Source organism: Leptospira biflexa serovar Patoc strain 'Patoc 1 (Paris)' (assembly GCF_000017685.1).
GTDB lineage: Bacteria > Spirochaetota > Leptospiria > Leptospirales > Leptospiraceae > Leptospira_A > Leptospira_A biflexa.
The window spans coordinates 207,198-232,400 of sequence record NC_010602.1 but is presented as its reverse complement, the minus strand read 5'-3'; the positions used below and the strand labels follow the sequence as shown (position 1 = coordinate 232,400).

The following is a 25,203-nucleotide window of genomic DNA, read 5'->3' as shown; positions in this document are numbered from 1 at the left end:
GGGAAACCGAGAATTGGAGATTGTAAAGTGGAAATCCCGAAGGGGTGGATCTTGGGAATATTTTCCTAAAAAAAATTCCAAACCCGCCGACAAACTGAGTAACACTTTCTTTGAAAAAGACTTTTCGAATTATGTCACATTGTTAGATTCGGAACCACCAGGAGGATCTATGTTCTACCTTCTCTTAGCCCTTCTCCATGAAGATTTTGCTTCTGGGAGAATTGATTTTGCGACCTATTTTGAAAATACGGTCCTCCTAGCCCAAGACCACGAACGCATCAAATCCAATTTAGAACAAAGTAAAGCCGCATAAACCTTCGTTTCGAATCAATCTCCTGGGAGTTTTCGCCAGTCCTTCCAGGAATTTTCTCCTTGTTCTGAGAAGTCCTCTCTGTACGGTAACAGAAAAATCATTTCTCAGGAAGAACCAATGACTTCGGCAAAACTCCTTACCGGTACCCTCCAAAATTCTCAAAAATTTTTCCTTCAATTCGGAGGACAGGGTTCCCCATACCTCAAAGAACTCGTAAAATTGTATGCAGAACCTGAACTAAAAGAATTTTTCGAAACTAGTTTCCAAACCCTCGGTGAAATCGCCGCTCGTGACGGAAAAAATCCCCTTCTTAGCGAAGGACTCGATTTCAAATCATGGATCGAAAATCCAGATGCGGCACCAAACGAAGATTACCTCGCACGTGCACCCATCTCCGTTCCAGGGATCTTTATGACCCAAATCGCAAACTATGTTTTGGTTTCCAAACGTGGTTATCCAACGGCAGACCTCATGAAAGCAACAGGTGCGTTAAGTGGTCATAGCCAAGGGGTCATTGCTTCTGCCCTCGTGGGACTTGGAAAAGAAGGTGCTGATTTCTTAAAGGCTTACGCTGACTTTTTAAAATTTGTTTTTTATCTTGGGTTCAACGGACAAAAGGTTTACCCTAACTTCCAAGTTTCGGAAGAAATCGTAAAAGAAAACGAAGCCAATGGGGACAAAAACCCAGCACCAATGGTTGCGGTCATTGGTTATTCAAAAGACGAACTCGAAGACAGAGTGAAACAAACAAATGATTCCCTTGGACTGAAAGGCCAAGACACAGTGTTTATCTCTCTTTACAACACTCCTGATTCGATGATCCTTTCAGCTCTACCATCTTCTCTACTCGCATTTCGTAAACAATGGAAAGCAGAGATGGACGAAAAGAAATTTAAGTTTGTCTATTTAAAAACAACGGCTCCTTTCCACTGCCCATTTATGGAAACTTCTCTTGATAAGTTCAATGCAGAAGATGCCTCTGTGGTTCCTTTCCCATACACTGGTGCTGACCTAAAAGTTCCTGTGTATAGCATCTTTGATGGTCACAACTTACAAAAAGATGGAAACCTTCGTGACATCCTTTTCAAAATGGTACTCATTGAACCACTATACTGGGATTTGGCGATTGCTCCTATTTTCAACGACAGTGCCATAAACACCATCATTGATTTTGGACCAAGTGTTGTGAGCCAAAGATTGACTGGTGGGCACCTCAAAGCAAAAAACATCGAAAAACAATCTTTATGCGCATCAAACGCAAAAGAACTAAAGGTGATTCTCGAAGTTTAATGAACCCTTCTACCGCTCGGGCCGCTTCTAAACTCAATTTAATCCGCCTTCTGGCTTCTCATCCAGAAGGTTTATCATTAGAAGAAATCCAAGGAGTGACCGGGCACAAATCCATCGCCTCTCTCAAAAAAGATTTGGGAGAGTTGTATATGATTGAGATGTATCCCTATTCTCCGACCGATGCTGTAGACTTAGACTTTGATGGGGACAAGGTGAAAATCAGACTCCCCATTGCAGTTGATTCAGCGCTTCCGTTATCACCCAAAGAATGGGCCGCTTTACGATCGTTACTCCTTTCTGAAAAAGGCCAAGGCGGAGAGATCCGGCAATCCATCTTAAAAAAAATTGATTCTGTCTTACCATCTGGCGAATGGTCACCTCATCAAAAAACAAAAAAAATGGTTCAAGAAGCCATTCACTCCAAAAAAATACTAACAATTGTTTATTGGAAACGGAACACAAAAGAAAAAGAAACAAGAACACTTGCTCCTTGGTTATTACTCGAAGAAAATGATTCTTACCTTTTGGCATATGATTTAAAAAAAGAGGGGTTTCGTTCCTTTCGATTGGATTTTATTTTGGATATCACAATCACTGATTTGGAATACCCAAACTTACCTGAAACCGCATCTGAGTTTTTACAAGGGTTCAAACAAAAATTTGAAACAAATTCAGATCCTGAAACGAATGTTACCTTATGGGTCACAGACTCTGCTTCGTATCATTTGAGTTTAAAACTCCCTCTCAATGAAACAGGAAACGTAAAACAAATCCAAAACACAACCTTCCGAGAATTCCAAACTCCCTTGCGAGATAAAAATTGGCTCATCCAAACGATACTTGGATATGGACCTTCCATTCTTGTGTCCGAACCAAATGAAATCAAAGAATCCATCAGACTGCATTTACAATCCATTTCCCTTTCTAAAGAAAACAAGTCGATAGAAACGTAAGTTGGTTCTTTTGCAAACGATTGCACATGCAAAGATTAACATTGGTTTGATGATTCCTTATAAAAGGGAAGATGGACTCCATGAAATCCGAAGTGTCTTTGTTCCCATTGACTTTGGTGATCCCATGGAAATCCAAATCAAGTCCTTACCAAAAGGAATTGTTTCCAGATTTGTATTCCACTCCACAAACCATTTACAAGGGTATCGCCATTCCCTTTTTGAAGCTGTCTCGGAACGTGGGGACCTTTCCCAAAATATCCTCACCAAAACCTTTCATAAACTGAAACCCTACTTCCAAGAAGCTTTGGAAATCAAGGTCCAAATACAAAAACACCTGCCTCCCGAAGGGGGAATTGGCGGTGGGAGTAGCAATGCGGGTGTTTTATTACAACACCTGTTTCCCTATACGAATCTTTCGCGGGGAGAACAAATTCAATTTGCCAAATCCATCGGCGCGGATGTTCCTTTTTTCCTCCAATCGAGTGCCTGTTTTGTGACTGGGATTGGGGAAGTGATGGAACCCATCCGTTTGGCCAAGGGTTTTGGGATTTTGGCCATCCCTCCCTTTGGATTATCTACCGGTTCTATGTACGCAAGTCTCCAAAAAAGTTTACAAAAACCCTATGGTTCCGAAGTATGGAAATCTCTGACAGAGGATTTAATTCGAAGTCTTCACGTCGGGGATTGGGTTTACCTGCAAAACAGGCTAGAGAACGAGTTTGAAAAAATCGCTTTCCAGACCCAACCCTTACTAAAGGAATTGAAATTAGGGTTCTTTGAGTCGGGAGCAATTTTTGCGTCTCTTTCTGGTTCTGGATCATGTCTTTATGGCATTTATCCGACCGAAGAGAAACGAAACGAAGCCCTTCCCAATGTCTCTCTTAGGTTCCCGAAAATGGAATTTCGAACGTTCTCTTTTTAGAAACTGGCCTGTAGCCAAGCGGTAAGGCAGCGGTTTTTGGTATCGCCATTCCCTAGGTTCGAATCCTAGCAGGCCAGCCAGTTTTAAAAGATCCGATAGAAAGAACGATGAACCCACATAATACTGTAACTGCTGTTATTTTGGCGGCGGGGAAAGGAACTCGAATGAAGAGTGAGCTTCCCAAGGTTGCGGTTGTACTGAACGAATCTCCACTTTTACTCCACGTCCTCCGTAATATTGAAACTGCCGGAATAGACCGCAAGGTTGTCGTTGTCGGTTATCGCAAAGACATTGTCACAGACATTGCAAAATCCTTTCCCGGTGTTGAATTTGCAGAACAAACAGAACAACTAGGCACTGGACATGCTGTGATTTCAGCTGAGAAACAACTTGCACCATATACTGGTTACACGATTGTTGCCTGCGGTGATGCACCGCTCATATCATCATCTTCATTTTCCAATCTGATCGAACACCATAAATCCCATGGATATGTCGCCACTGTCCTTTCCGCAAAAATGGAAAATCCAACTGGTTACGGACGGATCATTCGTTCTTCCGATGATGGAAGTCTCTTACGCATCGTAGAAGAAAAAGATGCAAACCCCGAAGAAAAAGCCGTAAATGAAGTGAACACGGGGACCTATTGTTTTAATACAGAAGATCTTTTTGGTGCCTTAAAACAAATTGGAAATAATAACGCACAAAAAGAATATTACCTCACAGACGTGATCAAAATTTTCCGAAACGAAGGGAAAAAGGTTGGAGCACAAACTTTGACCAATGCTTTAGAAAGCCATGGAATCAATTCTCCCGATGATTTGGCTCTTGCGAAACAATATATAGATAATGGGTTGGTTGGAGTATGAATCCTAGCGAAGTTGTAGTATTTTCTGGAAATGCAAATAGACCTTTAGCAGAAGAAATCTGCAAAAACTTAAAGATTCCGAATGGCCAAATCTCTGTGAAGCGATTTTCAGATGGAGAAAGTTCTGTCAAAATCGAAGAGAATGTCCGTGGTCGCGATGTATTTGTTGTCCAATCCATAAGCTACCCTGCTAACGACAGTTTAATGGAACTTCTACTCATCATTGATGCAGCAAGAAGGGCCTCTGCTCGTCGCATTACTGCCGTTATCCCATATTATGGGTATGGTCGCCAAGACAGAAAGGTGGAACCAAGAGTTCCCATTTCGGCTCGTATGGTGGCCGATTTAATCGAAACGGTGGGTCCTGACCGTGTCCTGACAATGGACCTTCATGCTGACCAAATCCAAGGTTTTTTCCGAATTCCCGTGGACCATTTGTATTTTTCACCAGTTCTTGCTGAGTACATCAACTCACTTGGAATGGATGATCTTGTGATTGTATCCCCTGATTCTGGGGGAGCGGAACGTGCTCGTAATTTTGGGAAAAAAGTAAACGGGTCTCTTGCCATCATCGACAAACGGAGACCCAAAGCAAATGAGTCAGTCGTCATGCATGTGATAGGTGACATCAAAGACAAAAACTGTTTGTTACTTGATGATATGATCGATACTGGTGGAACCATTGCGAAGGCAGCCACTGCCCTCTACGAAAATGGAGCAAAATCGGTATTGTGTTGTGCTTCTCACGGAGTTCTTTCCGGCGAAGCTCCTTCGAAACTCAACGAGGCAAAATTCAATCCGATTGTCCTCTCCAATTCTATTGTCATTCCCGAGAGCAAAAAAATAAATCACTTGAAAACGCTCTCGATCGCCCCACTCTTTGCTAAAGCCATCGAGCGGATTCATAACGAAGAATCAATCTCTAGTCTGTTTTCATAACTTTAAGGAACATAATCATGGAAAAAATCAGTATCAAAGCACAACCAAGAACTTCAACAGGAAAAGGTCCTGCCAGAAGAATGCGTGTGGAAGGTTTAGTACCGGCTAACATCATCGGAAGCGGTGAGGCAAAATCGGCAAGTGTTGTCGAAAAAGAAATCCAAAAACTCATCGACTCCGGGATTCGTAAGGCAACTCTCATTGACCTTGAACTCGACGGAAAATCGGAAAAAGTTTTCGTAAAGGAAATCCAAAGATTCCCTCACACTGGCCAAATTCGTCATATTGACTTTTACAAAGTAACTCCTGGCAAAAAAATCCAAACCACTGTTGCCATTAAAACAACAGGTGTGGCAAAAGGATCCAAAGCCGGTGGTCAGTTCGAACACCTCGTTCACGAAATCAAGGTGAAGTCCACTCCAGAAGATTTGACTGATGTCATCACTGTAGATGTGACCGGACTTGACATCGGAATGATGATCAAAGTTTCTGAACTCCCACACCCACAATCTTGGGAAATTTTAGTGAATGGCGATCCAATTGTTGCTTCATGTAACAAAACGAAAGCGATCCTTGCTGCAGAACGTGCTGAAAAAGCAGAAGCTGATGCCGCAAAAGGGAAACCAGCTGCTAAAAAAGGCGCTAAGAAGTAAGAACTACTTTTAGGAACCAATGAAGTTAATTGTAGGGCTAGGAAATCCTGGCGATAGATATAACAACAATCGATCTAACATTGGTTTTAAGATTCTCGATGTCATTGCCAATAACATTGGCATCGAAATCAAAACTAAAAAGAAAAAATCGCTCATCGGACGAGGTGACTTTGAAGGGGACGAAGTGGTTTTACTCAAACCACAAACCTTCAGCGAACTCTCTGGTGAGTCTGTCCTTTATATTGCCTCTTTTCTCAAAATCCAAGTCAAAGACATCGTCGTCATCCATGAAGATCTAGAACTGGAACTGGGCCAAATTGTTGTCACGAAAGGTGGAGAAAATGACTCAAATCCCGGGGTAAACTCGATTTCTGTCTCATTACGTTCTCCCAATTTCATCCGCATTCGGATCGGTGTTCTCAATTCAAGCTTCAATCCGAAAAAAAGAGAAGATTTTTTACGTGAAGATTTTGAGCCATTAGAGAACCTGAGTTTGATACAGATCATCAATGACGCCGAAGCGGCGATTCGTTCCATATCCATGGGGGATATTGACGAAGTGATTCAGAAATATCACCTTTGATTTTAGTCTAATCATCGGAAGTCTTACATGAATAAAAACATCAAAACCGTATTCCTATTTTTACTCGTATTCCTTGTCATTTTGGCAACGGTTTACAAGGGCCAAGACTTTGCCGGTAAACCCGACGAAATCAGTTATTCCGATTTTTTGAATATGGTCGAACCCATTGAGGGGAAAAAACCCATAGGGAAAATCACTTCCAAAGATGGGAAAGATTTATCCACAAAACAACAAATCATCATCGATAAAGAACTCATCGAAGGTTGGTACATTCCAGAAATTAGTAAGGACAATAAACCAAAACCATTCAAAACCAACGTAGCACAGGTGAACGATGATTTGGTGACGAAACTTCGTAAGTCCAGACTCAGTTTCACTGCCAAGTCCACAGAAGAAAATAAATTTTGGAGTGTGGTTTCAGGCATCATCCCTTGGTTATTTGCACTGGGAATCATTTGGTTCATCATGATGCGCCAACTCCAAGCATCGGGTAACAAAGCATTTACGTTTGGTAAGTCTCGTGCCAAAATGAATGTAGACCCAAAAGTCAAAGTCACATTCAATGATGTGGCGGGATGTGATGAAGCAAAAGTAGAACTTCTCGAAATCATTGAATTCTTAAAAGACCCAAAAAAATTCCAAGCCATTGGTGCAAGGATTCCAAAGGGCGTTCTCCTTGTGGGCCCTCCAGGAACTGGTAAAACCTTACTCGCAAAAGCAGTCGCTGGTGAAGCTGGTGTTCCTTTTTTCTCCATCTCTGGTTCTGACTTCGTAGAAATGTTTGTGGGTGTGGGTGCATCGCGCGTGCGAGACCTCTTTGACCAAGGAAAGAAGAATGCACCTTGTATCATTTTCATCGATGAGATTGATGCGGTAGGTCGCCTTCGTGGTGCAGGCCTCGGTGGTGGACATGATGAAAGAGAACAAACCCTCAATCAGATGTTAGTCGAGATGGATGGATTCGAAATGAACGAAGGTGTCATTGTGATGGCGGCAACAAACCGCGCGGATGTCCTTGACCCAGCCCTCCTCCGACCAGGTCGTTTTGACAGACAAGTGATCGTGGACCTTCCTGACTTAAAAGGCCGTGAAGAGATTTTGGCCGTTCACTCCAAAAAAGTACCTTTAGTTTCTGATATTTCTCTCAATTCCATTGCTCGTGGGACTCCAGGTTTTACGGGAGCTGACCTTGCCAACCTGATCAATGAAGCGGCCCTCCTTGCGGCACGTCGTAACAAAAAACGTGTGACCCAAGAAGAACTCGAAGAAGCACGCGATAAAGTGATGATGGGACCAGAAAGAAAGTCCATGTTCATCTCTGACAAAGAGAAAGAGATGACAGCCTACCATGAAGCAGGCCATGCCCTTCTTGGCACCTTACTGCCATATACAGAACCCGTTCACAAAGTTACCATCATCCCACGTGGTCGTGCACTTGGTCTTACCCAATCCCTTCCCGTGGAAGACAGACATTCTTATCGTAAGAACTATTGTTTGGATCGGATTGTGATGTCTATGGGTGGATACATTGCCGAAGAACTGATCTTTGGTGATCCTTCGAATGGTTCTTCTAATGATATCCAACAAGCAACAAACATTGCACGTCGTATGGTATGTGAATGGGGTATGTCTGAAAAACTAGGAACCATTCATTACGGATCTGGGGAAACTTCTCCTTTTATGGGAAGGGACTATGGTCATACAAGTAAACCTTACTCGGAAGAATTTGCGGCAATGATTGACCAAGAAGTAAAACGTATCATACAAACTTGTCTCGACAAAGGTCGTGACTTAGTGAAGAAAAACCAAAAAAAATTGGATGCCATTGCGAAAGCTCTTCTTGCAAAAGAAACCATTGATGCACAGGAACTCATGGACATTGTCCAACCTTCTTTTGATAAATTCTCTGCTTCAAAATCAGGGATTGGATCCAAAAAAGGAAAAGGTACTTCAGCAACCAAACCAGCTTACTCGGCTTAATGAAGTATTGGCTCTTTAAAACAGAACCAGATGTTTTTTCGATCGATGACCTAATCCGAGAAAAACTCTCGTATTGGGAAGGGGTCAGAAATTACCAAGCACGTAATTACCTTCGCGATGAAGTGAAGATAGGTGATCTGGTTCTTTTTTATCATAGCCGATTGGAACCACCAGGTGTCGTGGGCATTGCCGAAGTCGCCAAAGAAGCGAGCCCCGATCCTTATCAATTTGATCCCAATCATAAATACTTTGATCCAAAATTAAAAGGGCCAGAACCTCGTTGGTTTGGTGTCCATCTCAAACCTCATACAAAGTTCAAAGAGCTGATTCCACTGGAATCCTTGAAGCAAACAAAAGGTTTGGAAAAAATGGTGGTAACACAAAAAGGATCGAGACTCTCGATCCAACCTGTCACCAAAAAGGAATTTGAAATTGTTACAAAACTAGCAGGCGTTACAGTTAAGTAAATCGCTTATGGTTTTGCTGTAAACACCTGGACAGCTTTCACTTTGTCCACATCAAAGAATTTTTTATCCTTATAAAAGAATGCTCCCGCACCCATATAATTGAATTCGGGATTTAATATATTCTTTCTATGACCTGGTGAATTGAACCAAACTTCCACAACTGCCTTTGCTAAACTCAAATACGTATGGTTTGGAATCGGAGAGCCAGCTTTGGTGTAACTAAAGAAGGGACCACCATTTTGCACTGGCGTAAATACAGGCCTTCCACTTTGGTATTGGATTCCAAAGGCATTGATGATATTTTCTGCGGAATACGTTTCAGAAATTCCAACCAAATCCAATCGATCGCGAAGGGTTTCTTTCCCATTCACAGTGCTATTATGCGAATAAAAATCATAGGTCACCATATCTTGTGCATGTCCAAAGGCTGCTTGTTCACATCGCTCTGAATATTTAAATGGTCGGAGTCCTAATTGTTTTCTTTCTTTGGAAGTTACATAAAAAATAGCAGCATTTAACAGAGGATAATCGACCTTTGCAAAATCAATCGTGGCATTTGCTGGCCCGTAAGAAGGAAATGTATCTTCATTAAAGGCATCATATTGTTCTACTTTCCATTTGTCAGAATCGGGAAGTTCCCTTCCGTCTTCGATACTTTCCAAAAAAGCCAATTTAGGATCTTGTTTTTCGACTACTTGCTCTACTTTTTTCGGTTCTTCCACAACCACAACTGGGGCTTTTTTGACTTCTGGAGTTTTGCAGAGAGTGAATAGAAACAATACGATTAGGATGAATAAAACCAGAGATTCCCTTTTACTTTTGATGAAAGGAATTTCGTTTTTGCGATCGCAATTGCAATTAAGATTACGTGATTGGATTTGGTTTCCTTGTTGATTTTGGATTTGATTTCGAAATCCATTTTTTTGTAACTTCATAACAACTCCTATAAATACCGGTTATAATCTTGGACAACATTGTGGATTAGATTTTTTTCTTTGTTGTATTGGATGGTTTTCGCTTCTTTGATTCCAGTCTCCCAGATAAACATAAATGGAATTCCGAAAAGGGTAGAATGTTTTTGTCTGTATTTTTCTCGGCCAATTAACTTATCGTTCAAATAAAAATCAGCATGTAACACACGTTCTTTTGAATAGATGGAAGGTAATAAACCAGCTGTTCCAATCATAAAAATAGTTGAGATGGAGGAGACCCAAAAGTGTTCGTATTCATTCACTTCACTAGTATACAAATCGATATGGTGGTTGGCTCGCACTCCGTCTGAAAGAACCCGTCCAAAGTAACCCGTTTCCGAAAGGTATTTCGTATAAAGGGCTGTGATTTCCCTTTTGTTTTTATTATTCTCAGGGGTGGAGACTTTAATGGTTAAAAGAGGAATGGGTTGTTTGAAATCAGGCCTCGTGATGATGGGAACATCTTCACTCATATAATTATAACAAGATTGGAGGAAAAAAACGGAACATAAACAGAAAAGAGAAAAATTTCGGAATCGAATCATAATCCGAGAGAAGGCTAACGGATGAGAAAAGAAGGAAAAGTCTTTTTTTTAAAAGTTGGAAAAATCGACAATCGACAATTGGTGCAAAATCAACCCTCCAACCAAAGTGAATATGACCCAAGCCAAAATGGATATGGTCCCCCCAATTTTAACCATCTCAAGGCTTCGAATCCCGCCATAACTAAAGGCAAGTGCATTGGGTGGAGTGGAAACAGGTAAAGGCATCGCGAGGGAAGCACCTATCGTCGCACCAATGGCTGCGGGCAAAATGAGGTCTGTAGGAAGACCCATCGTAATGGGTAAAATCAAATTGGCAACACTTGTATTACTCAAAAAACAAGAAAGTAAAAGGGAAAGGATGGAAAAAAATAAAAACAATCCTAGCTGACTAGAATCACCTAACATAAATAAACTCACAAAATGTTTGGCAAGCCCTGTTTCCTCAAATGCCTTTCCGAGCGCAATCCCACCACCCATGAGGATGAGGACATCCCAAGATAAGTTTCGAAATTCGTTTAAATCCAAAAGTGAAAATCCAAAAAATACAATCACAGGAAATAAAGCTACCGTTCCATTGGAGATACCATGCCAATCGGAAGTGATCCAACCAATGATGGTGAAAATAATCACTAAAATGGAAAGATACCTTTTTTTGCGAGAGTGATTCGAATTTGGTTCTTGGACTTGGATTCGTTGGATCGATTGGATTCCAGTCTCTTTTTTTAAGTACACAATGTACAAGATTCCAGCTAGTAAAAAGACGGATAAAATGAATACGGGAAATGCAAATGCCATCCAATCTAAAAAACCAATCTGAAATCCTTTTTCTTGTAAATACGCAATCCCAATGACATTGGGTAAGGTTCCGACTGGAGTTCCAATCCCACCTAAGTTGGCAGAAAATGGAACCATAAACAAAATTGATTTTCGAAGAGGACTCGATTCCTCTAAAGACTTCATCATCGATGAAACAAGACCCAACATCATGGCAGCGGTTGCTGTGTTATTCATAAAACAAGAGAGAAAGGCGGTTGCAAATCCCAAAGATAAAACGAGGAAAAATACTGAACCTTTCGTATTTTTGATCACAAATGAAGCAATTGATACATCCAGTCCATAAAAACGAATGGCACTTGAGATCACAAATCCACCTAAGAATAGTAAGATGGTCTCAGAAAAATAACAGGACAAAAAAGTAATCGTTTTTGGAGCTCCAGGCCCCCATCCGGGAATAAGCCAAATCAGTTCCAAAAAAAGAACCAAAAATCCTGTGACATATAAGGGGATGAGTTCTGTGACCCATAGGTAAGAAACGACCAGTGCAATGGCTACATTGATTTCCTGGGCGGGGGTGAGTCCAAACCAAAGTTGGTACCAACCAAGCAGGGCGGGAAAAATGGAAAGCGTCGAAAATAGAAGGCCTGCTCGAATCATTGTGACTTGACGATTTACACTCACCTGATACTTTTTCGATAGACTCAATTCGTTTCAAGCAAACAAATACAATGAGACTTTCCCGAAATTTCTAAATGTTCATTTTTTATGCAAATATCTTATAACGACTTAAAACAAGCAGTTTTGGGTAGTGGCCCAATGGGGATCATTATCGCTTCCATACTGGCAGAAAAGTATGATTCCATTACTTTGTGGATTCCTGACAAAGAATTTGTCGAAGTACTCAAGAAGCGCCGCCAAACAGAAATTATGGGAAAGACAATTGAACTTCCCGATCATATCGACATTGTTTCTAGTTTGGATTCATTTGGAAGAGATGATTGGGCTTTTCACGTGGCAGTTCCCTCTCGTTCCTTTTTGGATAGTGTCCATGGTTTAATAGAAGTCCTCGAACCATTTAACAATTATGTTTTTTCCTTTTTAACGAAAGGGATTTTGGATTCCAAAAATCGAAAAAAATCAGGTTTTGTCACCTACTCACAATACTTACAAAATTATCTTGGTGAACGAAATTTTAATCATGCATCTGTTGCCGTTGTGAACGGTCCTTCTCTACTCGGTGAAATTTTAGAGGAAAAATTTAGTTTCTTCAATATTGGCTCAACAGAAAAAACAACGGCAGAATATCTCTCAGAGGTTTATACATCTGATTATATCAATACAACCATCACCGATGATGTGATTGGTATGGAGATTGTGGGTGTTGCCAAAAATCCCATGGCCATCGCGAGTGGAATTGTTTCCTTACTCCCTCGTTATGGTGCAAATCTATTAGGGGAAATTTTATCTGTTGGTTTTCAAGAAGTGCGAGACCTCGCAATGCGTTACGGTGCAAGACCTGACACCGTCATGGGTCGATCTGGACTTGCCGATTTCATCACAACAGCAACGAGTAACAAAAGTAGGAACCGTGGGTTTGGACAAAAGATTGTCGGCGAACTTTTGACTGGTGGGGAAAAATTAAGTTTCAAAGATCGAATCGAAATCTTTTTTGCACCAAGATCATTCATTGAAAGAGAATCGACTAAATGGCATGATAATGTGGAAGGAACGTATGCATTGAGTATCCTCATCGAACTTGCCAATGAGATTCGACTACCCTTTACCCTACATAGAACTCTGTTTGATGTACTAACTCGGAAACAACCGCCGGGTGCACTTGTTGATCTTATCTGCGGTAAAAAAACAGAAGCTAAAAATATACCACTTGTTGTGCAGAAAAAAGTGGGTCTCAACTTAACATCGGGAATTGATTTCCATACCCTACTTGTTGATCGTATCTTAAAACAAATCAGTAATGTACCGGGAACAATTTCACGTGTCAAAAAACAATCTTCTGCAGTCATCGAATCCACACAAAAAAGACTGACCAAAGCCAAACGAAAAAAACAAAAGTTAGATGAAGTAAAGTTTGAATCGGAAGTCGAAATTTGGCAAAGATTTCACAACTGCCAGAAAGACGAAGAACTTACTTTAATCAAAGAATTAGTTCGATTCTATGTAAATGAAATCGCCGACAATTATAGCCCTACTGTTCGTGAATCGGTCTTACGATTTGTAGCTCCTATCCGTTTGTTTTCTGGTGGATTTTTAAAGGGTTCCATGATCCCGCACATTGGTGGAAAAACAGAAGTGGTCAAAGCTCTGTCTTCCAAATACAATTTATTATATGCGCCAACTCACAGATCTCATCTTGATTCCGTTGAAGTGGCTTATTCTTTGTTCCATTTAGGTCTACCAGTCCCTCGTTATGCGGCAGGAATCAATTTGATGTCCAATCCATTTTGGGAATGGATGTTAAAATCACTTGGTGCTTATGCTGTCGATCGAGAGAGGACAAGGAACAGTTTGTATCTTGAATGCCTCACCTTATATTCCCAAGTGATGCTCGAACAAGGAATTCCATCACTAGTGTATCCAGAAGGCACTAGATCAAGAACTGGCGCGATTGTTCCAGTCAAAACTGGTTTACTCACAACCGCAGTGAACGCCTTCCGTAGTTCTGGTACAGAGATTGTCATTGTTCCTATTTCTGTTTCGTACGAAACAGTTCCAGAAGACAATCAGTTTTGTAATATGCCTGAAGAACTGGGTATGGCAGGTTTTCTTGCAAAACGATCCAATGTTTATGTTGAGTTTTGTGATCCAATTCCTATATCAGAATATGCACATACAGAAGATCCGACGATTGAACTCAGTTACCGTATCACGAAAGGTTGGAAACAATATCATAAATTGTTACCAAACCAGATAGTAGCAAAAATTTTGGTCGAAAATGATTATTCAATCGAATTGTCACAGAGTACAATGTTAGTTGAAGATTTTATTTCCCGCCATGAAGGGAATTACCTGACTCGTGACCCAGAAGAGATTTGGGAAAAAGGTAAAAAAATCCTAGAAAAACGCAAAATGATCGAAGAAGCCAATCGTATGATTCATTCAAAAAATGATGCGCTCATCCTCTATTACGCAAGCATGATACCAGAAGACGAAGATAAAAAGTATTAACGAAAGTATCTCAGATACAATCGTCCAATGAATTGATTTTGATGAAAGGGAAGGAAACAATCACTCCTTAGAATGTGAATTATACATTCTGAATGGGCAACCTTCCTCGTTTTCGGATGTAAATGGTTTTCTCCAAAGTTGCGACGATCTCATTTTCTTCGTCCAAAACATTCGTCGTAAAGAGGAACTCTCCCTTTCGTTTTGTTTCAATTTCTTCTCTGATCTTTTGGATTTTTTCTTCTGGGATCGAAAATGTTGCCGTCACCTTCCCTTTTCCAGGTTTCACAAAGTTCATCGATCCCACTTTATCCCATACGATAAAGTCGGAACCCAATTGTTCCAATAGGATTAACATAAAAAAAGGATCACACATGGAGTACAAAGACCCGCCAAAATGAACACCGACATAGTTTTTGTTATAAAACTTAAGTTTCATTTCCACTTGGAAAAAAGATAAATCCGTGGCGATTTGTGTAATCCGAATCCCTGCACCAAGGTAAGGTGGATAAAAATTGTACAACCAAATCTTAAAACATTTTTTCCAAGAAATCTGCTTCATGGTATGATCTCTTCTTTCTTTTTATGTTTCGAATTGATCAGATAAACTGCTAACATTGCCAAACCACCACCTATAATCACTGGGACTTGGATCACTTCATCCAAAATCAGAAAACTACTTAAATAGGCAGAAAGTGGAACAATGAAAATAAAACTACTCGCTATTTCAGATCCAAGCCTTGTGGCCGCGTAAAAGTATACGGTTGTTCCAAATGTTGTCGAGATTACTGTCAGATAAAAAATCGCAAACCAAAAGGAAGGACCAAATTCCCAAACCTTCCAAAAACTTGGATCATTCCAACAAAACAAAAGTTCTAAGATAGAACCGATCCCATAAACATAAAAGCTATACGTGATGGGAGACATGGATTTGCCCGTTTTTTGACTGTTGAGAGAAAGAGTTGCCCACACAAATGAACAAAGAAGGAAAAACAAATTACCAGATAACAAAAGATAATCGAGACTAATTTTCCAAACTTGTAAGATCACAAGCCCACCAATGAATCCAAAAAAGAGACCTAATACCTGTCGTTTGGAGATTGATTTTTTTTGGATTAGAAATACGATAAAAAAGGTCACAATTGGATTCAAAGTGGTGACAAGGACACCTCCTGCACCCGGTAATCCGTTTTTTAAACCCAAAAAGAAAAACTGATTATAAAGTGTGTAGATGATTCCACCGATCAAAACATTCCAATAATCCTTGCCGGTCTTTAATCGAATCGTGATTCGCATAACAAGAAGTAATGGTATTATTGATAAGAAGGTAAAAAGGAATCGCCAAAACACTAGGACAGGAACAGGAACCATTCCAGCAATCACCTTTGCAATGGGCCAAGAGATCCCCCAAGAAACCATTGCTAAGATCAAAAGTAATAAAAATTTAATATTCAAATGATATTCCCTTTTATGAGTAAATTCAAACCATATGTCGTTAGAAACGAAACTGGAATTCCAATGCCTAACATAAGGCTTGCTAAATGAGGAGAAATGTTTTTTTCAATCGTGATGACTGTGGATGTCACCATTGGCGCCATCGCTGATTCTAATAAAATTGTTTGAAAGAGTAACTGATCTTCTCTCACTTCTGCATAAACAAAATAAACAAGGATTGGCGCTAAAACCAATTTAAACCCCAATCCCAAAAGTAAATACTTTCCATGTCCAGCAATGGTTCTTAGGTCCAACATATATCCCACAGATACTAGAGCAAGCGGTGTCAAAGTGTCACCTAATCGTAATAACACGATTTTGAGAGCACTCGGATACTCCCACTGTCTCGTGAGGATTGCAAAAACCAAAGCGTAAATGGGAGCAAATCCGAGGACACGTTTGACCAAAGTATAAAAGTGCCATTTTCCATCCATTGCGATAGAAGCTAAAATGATTCCAGGAAAACTCAAAACCATAAAGGTTCCCAATTGGTCCGCAAGAATTCCATACCCTAGTGATTCTTTTCCAAGATAAGCCTCGAGCAGTGGAAACCCAACAAAAGAAGTATTGCCGAGACCTGCCGTTAGCACTAAACAAACAGTCGTCTGAAACGACATGACCTTTAGTTTGTACAGTCCCAAAAAAAACAATAGAGCAAATCCAAATACTAACCAAGGCATGGAAGTTGGTAAAATTGCGCTGACACCAACTGTTAACTCGTGTACATGATACAAAACAAGGGAAGGTAAAGAGACATATAAAATAAAACCATTGAGAACTTTGGGAGTGGTTTCGGGGAACTGAGGAAACCTTCGAAAGAGTAACCCCAGCCCAAAACAGATTCCAAGTAATAAAAAATTTTCCATCTTTAAAAGGATAAGAAGGTCTCAAGAGCTTTGGGATCAAAGAACACACCTTCTTTTTGTCTTGGTGCCTCTAGTCCATCGCGAACCATTTCCGCATATCCTTTCGCAAAGTATAGATACTTGTTTGGAAGTTTTTTCTTTGCATCAAAAACCGATTGTTCAATCCATTCTGCTAGTGCTAACACATGGTATGTGAGATCTGCAATATAAACTCGATTCATATCTTTCCATTCTTTGGACTCTTCTTTCAGACAATGATCCAATTCTTTGCGTTTGGATTGGAAAAGGGTATATACATTCGACAATTCAGAAATGCTCTGCGTATTTTTGGTGAGTTCCTCTAGGAGTGATTGGAAAGCGACATACACCTTTGGTTTTTGTAAGGCATGCAAACAATGATCAGTAATGATCAAGTGGGTGCCTTCCCAAGTTTCATTGATAATGGAATCATTATGTAATCTTGGCAGAGGGGAAAAATCACCAATGATACCATTCCCACCTAACGTCAGGATTGCTTTTTGTGTGATGTAACTTGCTTGCGATGAAGATTTGTATTTTAAAAGTGGGACAGTGATTTCTGCCGCATCATCTCCCTTCTCCGCAAGTCCTACCGAACGAAAGTTAACAAAACAATTTGCTGTTTGTAAAATTTGCATCTCTGCAAGTGTTTTCACAAAGGAAGGGAATTCTAAGATTTTTTTACCATAAGCAGTCCGAAATTTTGCATATTCCGATGCTTCCATGACCGACCTTCTTGCGTTTCCACATGAACCAAGTCCCACATGGAGCCGTGATGTTTTGATGATGTAACGAATCAGATTCACAAGCCCATGGCCAGGACGACCAAACTCTTCTGCTTCTACTTTATCATAAATGATCTCAACAGTGATCTTACCTCGCGAACCGATGATGTCTTTTTTGCGAAGGATGTGCTGGCCATTCAATTCGCCATTTTCCTTGATCCTAGGAACAAGAAACATTCCAACCGTGTTTGTTCCTTCCATTTTGGCCGTAGTCACCCAAAGGTCACCTGGGTTGGAACAAAACCATTTTTCGCCGGTTAACTCCCATTTGCCGTTCGGTAGTTTTTTCGCTATCGTCCTGTTGGCCGAAACATTACTACCACCCACACGTTCTGTCACATATTGGCCTGCCATAAAATGTGAATCACTTCCTTTGCCAGCAACGAGAGGGAGATATTTTTTCTTTTGTTCTTCGGTTCCAATTTTTTTTAGAGCAAGGATCATCCCATCGGTCATGGCCAATGGACAAGCAACTCCACCTTCACCATTTAAATTCATCAAATAGGTGAGCGCATAACGGTGAATATGTGTGAATTCATAGTTCCATTCTCGATGGAAGTCTAAATTCACAACTCCATGGTCATAAGATATTTTCCGTGCACGTTTTTGTTCATCTGAGTATTTGATAAAATCGATTCGTTTTCCAGTGCGATCATATTTGACCACTTCACCGTATTTTCCTTCCTTGTGGCATTCTTCGGTAAGTTCATCTAAAATCCCACCGACTAGCTCCCCATACTCTCGGATGTGTTCCACCATGGCCAGTTTGTGTTTTGGGTCAAAAGATTCAGAATAACGATCCACCATTCTCTGCAAGGCAGGGTCCATATCGTAAAAATTTTTACCTCGTAGGCCTTTGTACTCAGAAATATCAAACGGTTGTAAGGAAGGATGTTCAGAAATATGGTGACTCATATCTCCAGTTCAAAAAAAGGAATAGGATTCACTAGCAAAAAAGTCACCCCGATTTGAAATTGGTTTCAGAGATAGTTTATGGTCCAAAAAGCGGAAACAAAAAAGGCCAAACAGATTTTGCACGATGTCATATTTGAACTGCAAAATGTTTCCGAATCCATGCAGTGGTTTTTGTCTTACGATCGTCTTTCGGAACTCCTTGAAATTCGGAAAGAAGAGTGCCTTCGCAAAGTTTACCAATTCAAATCTGCCAAACCCCAAATGACATTATCAGGAGGATTCCATGAGGTGGATGGAGATCTTCTTGTCGATTTTTTAGCCTGGAATTTAGAATTAGATGAAGTTGCCGAAGAGTTTTTAAAAGGAGGCATTTTTTTTAGCGAACGACCGTTATATGAACTTCGTGAATCCTATAAATCCCTCATCCAAAAAACAATCGCCAATCACAAATTAGACCAAGAATTAATCCTACTATTAACTGCTGCCACAATTGATTTTGATGATGCTGTAGATTCCTATCTTATGGATAAATTTGAAATTGATTTTTTTGTCAGAAGGTCCATCCACCAATTTTTAGAAAAATTTGATATCCATCCAGAATATGGAGCCGAAGAATTTTTATACGAATACTTAAAAAGTCTTATCCCAACAAAAATCTTAAATTTCCGAGATATCACAAGAGAATTTCGAGATCGCACCTACTATGAGTTATACGGACGATTCAGGGAGGCCAAAAAGAAAAAGAAGAAAAAAATAGTGCAAACTGTCACTACAGAAGTAAAAGACTTACTTGCTTTTTTTGATTTGGAGCCCGGTGCTAATATCACTGAGGTAAAAAAGAAATTCAAAGAACTTTTAAAAAAGTACCACCCAGACATCAATAAAAAAGGGGAAGAGATGACAAAACGGATCATCTTAAAATACAATCGATTGGTAGAACTAATCGGAAGTTAATCCCTCCATTGCAAAGGATCGAAAAACAGTTGTGAAAAATGATTCCATATCATTTCATTCGTAATTCAAATCGGTATTTCACTTGGATTTCATCTTTCGCTTTCAAAAATAATAACGATGGATTTTCTAAATCAAACTCAGAAAACCGAACGACTAATGTTCCATCCACTTGTAAAAAACCAGATTCCAAAACCTGCACACTGACATCTGTAACAAAATCTTTACTTTTACCATGGATCACTAATTTCCCTTTGATGGAATAAGATGGATCATTTGTTTTTGATATGTGAATGGATTCGACTTTGACTTGGATGGATTGGGACTCTGGATACCCTAAAATTTCTTGGATATGAGAATCACGATCGGAATCACCGGAAGTAATTTTTAATAAGGGGATTTTGATTTCAAAGGGAGATTTTAAACGATACTGACCACCTACCGATTGTATGTTTGGATTTTCCATTTGGATTTCATTACAGATACCGGTTACATTTTGAGCAGAATGTTCGACAAAAAACTCGATTTTCTTTTTTGAAACTTCTATTGCCTCCATTTGAAATCCAAGCAAAAATATTATACATATCACAATTACCTTTTTCATTTCTAAAACCATTTTCTTACCTTATCAATAGAAGCTATAGACTGTGTGTGAAGATTGGACTAAAAAATTTTATTCTTTCGCATCCATTTTAGAGATCTGTTTCCTATTTTTTCATAAAAAAAATAAGACCATCCCAAATGGCACTCACATTGAATCGAACGATTGCATTCAATTTTCGCAAACCAAGTTACGAAAGTTATCACATACGACTAACATTCTTTTATGTAAGTCTTCATCGCAAAAAAATAATCTTTCCGTCCCATTTATAAAAAAGTGGGTAGAAGCTACAAATCAATGGAGACAAAATCGTTAAAAAATACCATACACGTTGTTCTGAAATGGTGGCTTTTCTCCAATTTTCAATGGAAAACAAAATGAAAATTGGTGTGGTTAAAATCGCAAATACACGCCCCGTATCATAAGTTAACATCGAAATTAAATAACAAAATACGAAGGCTAAAATTGAAATTGGCATTCGAATCAATAAAAAAAGGACAACTGGCCATAAACCATGAAAAAGACCGAGAGTTCCAAGGAATGGTTCAGACGTGTTCATGCGTATAAATTCTTTCCCCCACATCTGAGAAAATACAGAAACACGCGTTTGGTTCCAAACAATCGCAGTATGATTCAATATAAAAATCAAAAATAAAACATACATGAAGAAAGCTAACATCATGACAAAGATCAATTCTTTGATTTTTTCTTTATGATAAATCAAAAAAGAAACATTGAGAACGGAAACAATGGCTAATACTTGAAAAAAATGATTTGTTTGTCCTAAAAATAAAACCAGTGATAACAAAAAAACTTTTAGCTTCGTTTTCAATTCACTATATAAAAGAATCAGATACAAGGAGATTAGTAAAAATGTGATTGGATCAGAAAAACCAAGCCATGTTTGAAAAATTAAAAAAAGGGGAGATGAAGAGAGTAAAAACGATAAACCTAACGCAAATGACCAATGCACTCGATGTGAAAAATACATAACAAGAAAAACACCGGAAAAGATTGTTATGCAATCCAGTATAAGAACAACATCTTCAGGACGATTCACGAGTCTAGATACCCAAAGAAACCATGGTGTCAAAAACTGATCTAACGGTGTACTATTTGTCCATGGATTTAAACTTAAATGATAAAATCCAAAATTAAACACCTTTGCTTCCATCTGGGAGGAGAACAATTGTTTGGGTATCCAAGAAAAGATTCCAATGGAAACAAAACTAACAATCATCGTTTGAATCGAAAGGAGATTATGTTTTCTAGAAACAGTCATTTGGGAATTGATACGGGAATAGATCCTTTCCAAGTACTGATCCCACTTCCCTCGATTGGATACGGTTCACCCAAGTATTTGGGTGGAGTGTCCCATTGAATGTCCCACCAAGCGAGCATACGTGCAGAAAATTCACGAAACAAATAATAAGTTTCTTTTTTATACGTTCGCAAATTACACTCGTAACCGTATAACTCGAGTTCTAGTTCTTTACCTAAATAAATCGCTCGTGGTAAAAAGAAGGATTGGCTTACAAAAATTGCCTTTTTCACCAAAAACACTTCTTTGGCTCGGATCAAAGTATCAAGCGTCCGAAATCCAGCATGGTCTACAAATATATCTTCTGGTCTGACTTCATGGGACAACATGTATTCCAACATTGGCCTTAATTCGTTGTAATCCGACTTTCCGTTATCACCTGATAGTAAAATCTTTTTGACCTTACCTTGTTTGTACAAATCCAATCCACAGACCAGTCGGTCCATGAGGATGGGAGAAGGAATTTTTCCATACACAGCGGCTCCTGGAACGATCGCCACTTCTGCTTCAGGGATTTCCGAGGGATTGTTTGTGTGAATGGAGTTCTGGTAGACAATCCAAAATCCTAAATTGGAAGCCAATGAGACAAAACCAAGAATTCCAAAAACCAGTATGAAACCCAGAAACAGGGATTTCCACTTGACCCTGGAAAGGAATCGGAGCGTCTTATTTATGTAGGAATCGCGGTTCGTCATGAAGAAAAAAATTAAAGAGATTACGTCTGTTTTTTCACAAGACAATCCGAAAATCAAGAAACAGATTGATAAGGTGAAAGAAAAAGGTCACCAACGGATGACCATTCTTGTCATTCCTCATGGTTATGACAGTTCTTTCCACTTTCAAATTTCCCACTTTACCATCCTATTTTTTTTAGGCCTCACTTTAGGTCTATTGAGTTTAGCAATTTTTGGAATTGTTCGCTCCAATAATACTCAAACACAAATCAACCAACTCTCCAAAATATACGGAACTTATTTTGATACTTACATCACCCATGCGAACCAATTAGAAGAAATGAAAGAAGAGTATTCTAAATTGAACGAAAACATGTTGGAACTCTTCACTTTGATTGATGGACAAGATGACGAACTTTTAAAAATCCCAACGGAAGATTGGATTGAATCTTCCGCAATCGACACACTCCAAAAAGAAGAAAAAGAGGACAAACAATTAGATGTGGGACGAAAATATCTAAATGAGATCTATGAACTCAGACGATTGAAACATCGAATGGACAATTACCAACGTTTGGTGGAAGCCAATTTTCAATTTTTATACCAACGTTCAGATATTCTCTCTAGATCTCCCCTCTTCAATCCCATGTATTCGTATAATTTAACTTCTCCATTTGGAATGCGTAAGTCACCTACCACTGGTTACTGGGAATACCACGACGGTTTGGACATGGCAAATGCTACGGGTACACCAATATATGCTTCTGCACCTGGTCGTGTGGTTCGTGTCACTTATTCCAATGTTGGGTATGGCCACCATGTCATCATCCAACATGACTTCGGCTTTAGTACGTTATACGGTCACTGTTCTAGAATTTATGTAAGGTCAGGCCAAGAAGTAAAAGCTGGGGAACAAATTGCAGAAGTAGGAGCCACTGGTAACGTAACAGGGCCTCACCTACATTATGAAATTTTCATTTCGGAAGAAGGAAAAACCGATCCAGAACAGTACATGCAAGCTGGAGTTTACTGATTGGCTAAAAAAACAAAAGCCGAGGATCCTAAAAAACGAATCATTACACTTCGTAAAGAAATTGGTCGTCATAATGATTTGTATTACAAAGAAAATGCACCTGTCATCACTGACAAAGAATTTGATATCCTTGTCAAAGAACTCCAAAAACTCGAAAGTGAAAATCCAGATTTAGCTGACGTATCCTCTCCCACCGCACAAGTAGGATCTGACCTAAGCCCCCAATTTAGCAAATTCAAACACAAAGTACCTGTATTATCCTTAGAAAACACATATAACGAAACCGAACTCTCAGAGTGGTTAGAAAAAACGGGGATCGAAGAAAACTATTCCCTGGAATGGAAAATTGATGGCGCCTCTATCTTGTTATACTACGAAAAGGGAAAACTCACCAATTGTGTGACAAGAGGTTCTGGTGGAATCGGTGATGTCGTCACAGAAAACGTAAAAACCATTTCAACCATCCCACATACTCTTTCTGAAGAGATGAACCTGACTGTCCGCGGAGAAATTTTTATGACCTTCGCTGATTTTGAAGAATTCAACGAAGAATATGGTGGCAAGTTTGCCAATCCTAGGAATTTGGCGGCAGGTTCGATCAAACAAAAAGACCCATTAGATGTCGCCAAACGTCCGTTACGAATCTATGTATATGATGTTTATTTTTCTAGCTCTAGAAAAGGGATCAATACTCATAAAGACATTTTAAGTTTATTAAAAAAAGAAAAATTCCCTCTCGCACCAGATACTACGATCCTTACTGGTAAAAAACTCCTAAGAGAAATTGAATCCTTTCGCAAAAAGAAAGATAAAATGCCATTCCCCGTCGATGGACTTGTCATCAAATTGGATTCGTTGAACTTACGAGAAAGTTTGGGTGAAACAAGCCATTCTCCAAGGTGGGCAAGGGCATTTAAATTTGATGCCTTACTCAAGGAATCAACGATCGAAGAAATTGATTTTGCCATTGGTCGCACAGGAAAAGTCACGCCACGTGCCAAAGTGACTCCGATTTCCCTTGCAGGAACCACGGTCACTTACGCCACCTTACACAACCAAGACTATATTAACCAACTCGGTGCCGGCATTGGAGCAAAAGTACTGATCTCCAAACGAGGAGAAATCATTCCTGCCGTGGAAAAAGTGACCTTTCCACCAAAAACGATATTTGTCCTACCAAACCAATGTCCATCGTGTAACACAAAGTTAACGAAAGTGGACGATTCAGTGGATTTCTTTTGCACAAACAGGCATTGCCCAGAACGAAAGCTCAACCAACTCATCTTTTTTTGTAGTAAAAAACAGATGAACATCGAAGGTCTCGGGGAAAGGCAAATTCAGATTTTTTTTGAGAAAGGTTGGGTCAAAGACATTCCCGATTTATATACATTAGAAAAATATAAACCAACCTTACTTGAGTTAGATGGATTTGGTGAAAAATCAGTCAAAATCATATTCGATGCCATAGAAAAATCCAAAGAAAAAGACTTTCGTTTCACACTTCCTTCTATCGGCCTAAATGAAGTAGGCCCCAAAGTCACAGAAATTCTCATTGAAAATGGATATGATTCCTGGGACAAACTCCTCACCCTTTCCAAATCCAAAACAGCAAACGAAGACCTAAAAGCCATTCATGGAATTGGCCCAAGAACCATCGAAGCTTTACTCACTCATCTCAAAGACAAAGAAACTTTGAAATTAGTCGCCACGCTCAAGAAACTCGGACTTAAATTCCAAGCAGACGAAACCGAAAAAAGCGACTTGCAACCGTTTGTTGGTCAAAGTTGGTGTGTCACAGGAAGTTTTGAAAACTTCCAACCTCGTGACCTTGCCATGGACCTCATTACGAAACATGGTGGCAAAAAAGTAACAAGTGTTTCCTCTAAAACCACTCACTTACTCTACGGCCCAGGCGCCGGCTCCAAATTGGACAAGGCCACGGAACTGGGTGTAAAACTTGTCACGGAGTCAGAGTTTTTGGATTTATTGAAACAGGAAGGGATAGCGATTGATTAATGGAGGAGTGCAATCCTAGAAAGGTCGCTTCTTTGAATTATTGAAATCAGTGAAGTCCTATGTTGTTAAAACATATAATAAATCT

24 protein-coding genes and 1 tRNA gene are annotated in these 25,203 nt (G+C 39.7%); 15 read left to right on the top strand and 10 right to left on the bottom strand.

Annotation, left to right across the window (positions count from 1 at the left end; genetic code table 11):
- Positions 1–13 precede the first annotated feature (13 nt).
- From LEPBI_RS01185 to LEPBI_RS01135, 11 genes are all read left to right on the top strand, one after another.
- Positions 14–313 carry a hypothetical protein gene (locus LEPBI_RS01185; RefSeq protein WP_012387274.1) on the top strand — a complete coding sequence of 100 codons (300 nt, stop codon included), beginning with the start codon at positions 14–16 and terminating at the stop codon, positions 311–313.
- A 117-nt stretch (positions 314–430) separates the two neighbouring features.
- Positions 431–1,603 (top strand): ACP S-malonyltransferase, encoded by a 1,173-nt coding sequence (locus LEPBI_RS01180; protein ID WP_012387273.1) that lies wholly within the window; start codon positions 431–433, stop codon positions 1,601–1,603.
- Positions 1,603–2,556, top strand: a complete 954-nt coding sequence (locus tag LEPBI_RS01175) for a helix-turn-helix transcriptional regulator (protein ID WP_012387272.1) — start codon at positions 1,603–1,605, stop codon at positions 2,554–2,556. Before LEPBI_RS01180 ends, LEPBI_RS01175 begins: the two co-directional genes overlap by 1 nt.
- Before the next feature lies 1 nt (position 2,557).
- Positions 2,558–3,478 (top strand): 4-(cytidine 5'-diphospho)-2-C-methyl-D-erythritol kinase, encoded by a 921-nt coding sequence (locus LEPBI_RS01170; protein WP_012387271.1) that lies wholly within the window; start codon positions 2,558–2,560, stop codon positions 3,476–3,478.
- Positions 3,479–3,482: 4 nt separating this feature from the next.
- Positions 3,483–3,558 (top strand) — tRNA-Gln (locus LEPBI_RS01165).
- 27 nt (positions 3,559–3,585) lie between these two features.
- Entirely contained in the window at positions 3,586–4,347 is a 762-nt protein-coding gene (locus LEPBI_RS01160; RefSeq protein WP_012387270.1) for a sugar phosphate nucleotidyltransferase, read from the top strand.
- Positions 4,344–5,285 (top strand): ribose-phosphate pyrophosphokinase, encoded by a 942-nt coding sequence (locus LEPBI_RS01155; RefSeq protein WP_012387269.1) that lies wholly within the window; start codon positions 4,344–4,346, stop codon positions 5,283–5,285. The genes LEPBI_RS01160 and LEPBI_RS01155 overlap by 4 nt, the downstream gene beginning before the upstream one ends.
- A 17-nt stretch (positions 5,286–5,302) precedes the next feature.
- A complete protein-coding gene (locus tag LEPBI_RS01150; RefSeq protein WP_012387268.1) occupies positions 5,303–5,938 on the top strand; it encodes a 50S ribosomal protein L25/general stress protein Ctc in 636 nt (211 codons plus the stop codon).
- A gap of 19 nt (positions 5,939–5,957) precedes the next feature.
- Positions 5,958–6,521, top strand: a complete 564-nt coding sequence (gene pth / locus LEPBI_RS01145; RefSeq protein ID WP_012387267.1) for an aminoacyl-tRNA hydrolase — start codon at positions 5,958–5,960, stop codon at positions 6,519–6,521.
- Between the two features lie 27 nt (positions 6,522–6,548).
- Positions 6,549–8,501, top strand: coding sequence for an ATP-dependent zinc metalloprotease FtsH (gene ftsH / locus LEPBI_RS01140; RefSeq protein WP_012387266.1), 1,953 nt, complete (start codon positions 6,549–6,551; stop codon positions 8,499–8,501).
- Complete coding sequence (locus LEPBI_RS01135) at positions 8,501–8,968, top strand: EVE domain-containing protein (protein ID WP_012387265.1); 468 nt, start codon at positions 8,501–8,503, stop codon at positions 8,966–8,968. Before ftsH ends, LEPBI_RS01135 begins: the two co-directional genes overlap by 1 nt.
- Positions 8,969–8,973: 5 nt before the next feature.
- Here the strand turns inward: LEPBI_RS01135 and LEPBI_RS01130 are convergent, their stop codons facing one another.
- From LEPBI_RS01130 to LEPBI_RS01120, 3 genes are read right to left on the bottom strand one after another with little or no spacing between them, the layout of a single operon-like run.
- Positions 8,974–9,903: a CAP domain-containing protein gene (locus tag LEPBI_RS01130; RefSeq protein WP_012476080.1), complete on the bottom strand. Its 930-nt coding sequence runs from the start codon at positions 9,901–9,903 to the stop codon at positions 8,974–8,976.
- Positions 9,904–9,911: 8 nt separating this feature from the next.
- Entirely contained in the window at positions 9,912–10,484 is a 573-nt protein-coding gene (locus tag LEPBI_RS01125) for a hypothetical protein (protein ID WP_012387262.1), read from the bottom strand.
- A gap of 48 nt (positions 10,485–10,532) precedes the next feature.
- Positions 10,533–11,918, bottom strand: coding sequence for an SLC13 family permease (locus LEPBI_RS01120; RefSeq protein ID WP_012476079.1), 1,386 nt, complete (start codon positions 11,916–11,918; stop codon positions 10,533–10,535).
- 108 nt (positions 11,919–12,026) lie between these two features.
- Between LEPBI_RS01120 and LEPBI_RS01115 the strand changes: the two genes are divergently transcribed.
- Positions 12,027–14,447: a 1-acyl-sn-glycerol-3-phosphate acyltransferase gene (locus tag LEPBI_RS01115; protein ID WP_012387260.1), complete on the top strand. Its 2,421-nt coding sequence runs from the start codon at positions 12,027–12,029 to the stop codon at positions 14,445–14,447.
- A gap of 79 nt (positions 14,448–14,526) precedes the next feature.
- Here LEPBI_RS01115 and LEPBI_RS01110 read toward each other — a convergent pair whose 3' ends face one another.
- Genes LEPBI_RS01110 through LEPBI_RS01095 form a run of 4 tightly spaced genes read right to left on the bottom strand, consistent with a single transcriptional unit; the run spans position 14,527 to position 18,522 of the window.
- Positions 14,527–15,006 (bottom strand): DUF4442 domain-containing protein, encoded by a 480-nt coding sequence (locus tag LEPBI_RS01110; protein WP_012387259.1) that lies wholly within the window; start codon positions 15,004–15,006, stop codon positions 14,527–14,529.
- Positions 15,003–15,899: a DMT family transporter gene (locus LEPBI_RS01105; RefSeq protein ID WP_012387258.1), complete on the bottom strand. Its 897-nt coding sequence runs from the start codon at positions 15,897–15,899 to the stop codon at positions 15,003–15,005. Before LEPBI_RS01105 ends, LEPBI_RS01110 begins: the two co-directional genes overlap by 4 nt.
- Positions 15,896–16,804 carry an AEC family transporter gene (locus LEPBI_RS01100; RefSeq protein ID WP_012387257.1) on the bottom strand — a complete coding sequence of 303 codons (909 nt, stop codon included), beginning with the start codon at positions 16,802–16,804 and terminating at the stop codon, positions 15,896–15,898. The genes LEPBI_RS01105 and LEPBI_RS01100 overlap by 4 nt, the downstream gene beginning before the upstream one ends.
- A 2-nt stretch (positions 16,805–16,806) precedes the next feature.
- Positions 16,807–18,522, bottom strand: a complete 1,716-nt coding sequence (locus LEPBI_RS01095) for an acyl-CoA dehydrogenase family protein (RefSeq protein WP_012387256.1) — start codon at positions 18,520–18,522, stop codon at positions 16,807–16,809.
- Positions 18,523–18,600: 78 nt separating this feature from the next.
- On the opposite strand from LEPBI_RS01095, the gene LEPBI_RS01090 reads away from it, so the two are divergent.
- Positions 18,601–19,476, top strand: a complete 876-nt coding sequence (locus LEPBI_RS01090) for a molecular chaperone DnaJ (protein ID WP_012387255.1) — start codon at positions 18,601–18,603, stop codon at positions 19,474–19,476.
- A gap of 49 nt (positions 19,477–19,525) precedes the next feature.
- Here LEPBI_RS01090 and LEPBI_RS01085 read toward each other — a convergent pair whose 3' ends face one another.
- From LEPBI_RS01085 to LEPBI_RS01075, 3 genes are all read right to left on the bottom strand, one after another.
- The gene (locus LEPBI_RS01085; RefSeq protein ID WP_226992840.1) at positions 19,526–20,029 is read right to left on the bottom strand and encodes a YceI family protein; all 504 of its coding nucleotides are present in this window, start codon (positions 20,027–20,029) and stop codon (positions 19,526–19,528) included.
- Positions 20,030–20,309: 280 nt separating this feature from the next.
- Positions 20,310–21,389, bottom strand: a complete 1,080-nt coding sequence (locus LEPBI_RS01080; protein WP_226992839.1) for a hypothetical protein — start codon at positions 21,387–21,389, stop codon at positions 20,310–20,312.
- On the bottom strand, positions 21,353–22,090 hold the full coding sequence (locus LEPBI_RS01075; protein WP_012387252.1) for a SanA/YdcF family protein: 738 nt from the start codon (positions 22,088–22,090) through the stop codon (positions 21,353–21,355). Before LEPBI_RS01075 ends, LEPBI_RS01080 begins: the two co-directional genes overlap by 37 nt.
- Between LEPBI_RS01075 and LEPBI_RS01070 the strand changes: the two genes are divergently transcribed.
- A complete protein-coding gene (locus LEPBI_RS01070) occupies positions 22,089–23,102 on the top strand; it encodes a M23 family metallopeptidase (RefSeq protein WP_012387251.1) in 1,014 nt (337 codons plus the stop codon). The two genes, LEPBI_RS01075 and LEPBI_RS01070, sit on opposite strands and share 2 nt — an antisense overlap.
- Positions 23,103–25,118 carry an NAD-dependent DNA ligase LigA gene (ligA, locus tag LEPBI_RS01065; protein WP_012387250.1) on the top strand — a complete coding sequence of 672 codons (2,016 nt, stop codon included), beginning with the start codon at positions 23,103–23,105 and terminating at the stop codon, positions 25,116–25,118.
- The last annotated feature ends 85 nt before the right edge of the window (positions 25,119–25,203 follow it).